Genomic DNA, 2,721 nt, shown 5'->3' on the forward strand with positions numbered 1-2,721 from the left:
AACTAATTTATACTCCTCGGTAGCTCAATGGCAGAGCATTCGGCTGTTAACCGAAGGGTTGCTGGTTCGAGTCCAGCCCGGGGAGCCATATCTTAACAGCACTGAAGTCAGCTTCGGTGCTGTTTTTTTGTTACCTTGAGTGGTTCGGCTTTGTTGCGTTATGATTTGTCGTATGATAAGATAACGGAAGGTTAAGAAAATGTAAATGCCATTTTGCCTGGGAAAAGGAGATGACTGGGTTGAATCACTCAGAAATTGCTGCTGCGCTGCTGAGAACAGAACTTGGAAATATCACGGAAGAATTACGAGAGGCATTATCTAACGGCTGGGAGGTTCGTTCAAAAGTAGTTAGCATTTTGGCATCGCAGGGTGAATCTGTTATTCCTAAGATGCAGAAACTGCTGCTCAGTGACATATATCCAATTCGCAAGCTGGCGTACGATACCCTAAGCGCCTTGCAATCGGTCGATCAGATACAAGACTTTCTTTTAAAACAGCTTTCTACCAATCCAGAAGTCAAGCATCGCCAGGTGACCGTATGGATGCTGCGGGAAATGGGGCGCAGAGCCAAACCATGCTCAGCACACTTAGCGAGACTGTCATTGGATAAATCTGAAGACATCCTTATCAAGCATGAGGTGCTGCAGGCGCTGCATCGAATTGATCCGGAATCAGTTCCTTTGGAATGCTGGGCAGCCGCGCTTAGCTCATATTCGATCAAGAACTTTGAGCGTTTATTTTGGCTGGCAAATGATTACTTAGTCGCAGCTGGCGAGCTGTCTTTACCCATTTTGGCTGAACTGTTAGAGCAGGAACAGCCTGATGTCCGCGTATATGCGGCTGGCGTCTTAGCAAAGTTAAGTTCTGCCTATCCAGAAGCAAGGATAATCCTTGAGCAGACTAAGAATGATCCCTGTTGGTATGTTAGACAGGCTGCTGCATATGGACTGGGTGAACGAACACCAGAAAGAAATAATTCCGAAGAAGCTTTCGAACAGGTGGAAATATCCGAAGCTGATACGATGGTAATTATCCATAATGGTTTGATCAGGCTCGGTATCAATAAAGAAACGGGAATTGTCAATCTTTTCGAAGCCTATGGCCAGGATCTGCTTGGCCCAAAGGGACGAATTTATTATGACACAATTACCCCTCCCGGAAGGGCTTGGTGGCCTAAACCGGACGGGTACAAGATTAGGCGCTTTGACGGCAATTTTGGTCACGTCGTTTTTACAAAAACAGCCACAGAACGGCAGCCATTTGATATAAATCTGAACTTTGTTGTTGAACGAGGATCCAGTGGATTTTATTTCTATGTTACTTATTGCCACAATGTAGATATCCCGGTGCGGTTTGTTCAAGCTCGTCATGTATTGAGGTTTGATTCAGATAAGCTCAAATACATGGCAATTAATGATAACCGGATGGGCAGAATGCCGAGCACCGAGATGGTTACTGCTGGAGAAGAGGTAATGGACGCTACATTTCGTCTCGGAGACGGAAGCGTGTATTCAAAATATAACTGGCAGGTTTTTGAAGGACTGCATCTTCTGCATGGCATTATGGGTGAGAACATTGGCTTGTGGATGATGTCTGCGTCAAAGGAATTCTATAACGGCGGCCCTTTTAAGCAAAACCGCACAGTGCATTATGACAATGTCCTCCTGCAGATTATGCAGTCTGGTCACTTTGGCGCCGGTGGGCATTGGTTTCCTCCAAAAAGCGGGTGGAGAAAAATATATGGTCCCCATTTCATCTATGTTAATCAAGGTGAGAATTTAGCGGAATTATGGATTGATGCCAAAACCAGGGCTTATGAAGAAAAAGAGAAGTGGCCGTACCAGTGGGTCAATGAAGAATTATATCCCCTTAAGCGGACATCTGTTGCCGGCCAAATCGAGATCACAGATGGCTCATCGGCAGCTGATGGCTGGATTATTTTAGGTGATCCTGATCCCCACTGGCAGCATCAAGGAAAGGGTTATCTTTTCTACACGAAAACTGATGCTGACGGCAGGTTTACTCTGCAGCATGTCCGTCCTGGAACCTATACCCTGTGGGCTTATGTCCCGGGAGTCGTTGGTGAGTTTCGCTTAGATAGTATCGAGGTTAGAGCAGCAGAAGCTAAGGATCTGGGAGTGCTAAAATGGTCTCCAGAAAAACATGGAGACCTGATTTGGCGGATTGGTGTACCGGACCGCACTGGAGCAGAGTTTTTTATTCCAGGTAAAGATTACCGCAATTGGGGAATGTGGTTTGAGTATGATGAAAATTTCCCCGATGGAGTTGTTTATACAATCGGGAAAAGTGACTATCGCACGGATTGGAATTACTGCCAGCCAATTACCGTCTTAACTGAAAATGGTCCAGGTGATGCCAAGCCTTGGGAGATTCGCTTTAATCTAGACCATATTTCTCCCGGAAAAGCATACTTAACAATTGGGATTGCTGCCTCAACGGAAAATGTTTTAGCGGTAACTGTCAATGGACAGCAGGTAGGCATTATTTCAAGAGCAAATGATAATGCAACGTACCGCAGTTCAATCCGGGGCATTTACAGTCACCATGTTTTTGAATTTGATACCTCCCTGCTGGTTACCGGTGAAAACCTGATCGGATTAACTGTAACAGGTGATAAAGGGATTCAGCGCGGGATCATTTATGATTTTCTCCAGCTGGAAATAGATCATTTTACTCCATAGATTTTCAGATCGGAATATT

The 2,721-nt window shown here is 45.2% G+C and carries 1 protein-coding gene and 1 tRNA gene; both read left to right on the plus strand.

Annotation, left to right across the window (positions count from 1 at the left end):
* Positions 1–13: 13 nt before the first annotated feature.
* Positions 14–88, plus strand: a tRNA-Asn gene (locus tag GX019_10900).
* Positions 89–239: 151 nt separating this feature from the next.
* On the plus strand, positions 240–2,702 hold the full coding sequence (locus GX019_10905; protein ID HHT37666.1) for a hypothetical protein: 2,463 nt from the start codon (positions 240–242) through the stop codon (positions 2,700–2,702).
* Positions 2,703–2,721: the final 19 nt, after the last annotated feature.

Source organism: Bacillota bacterium, from assembly GCA_012837335.1.
GTDB lineage: Bacteria > Bacillota > Limnochordia > Darwinibacteriales > DTU012 > DTU012.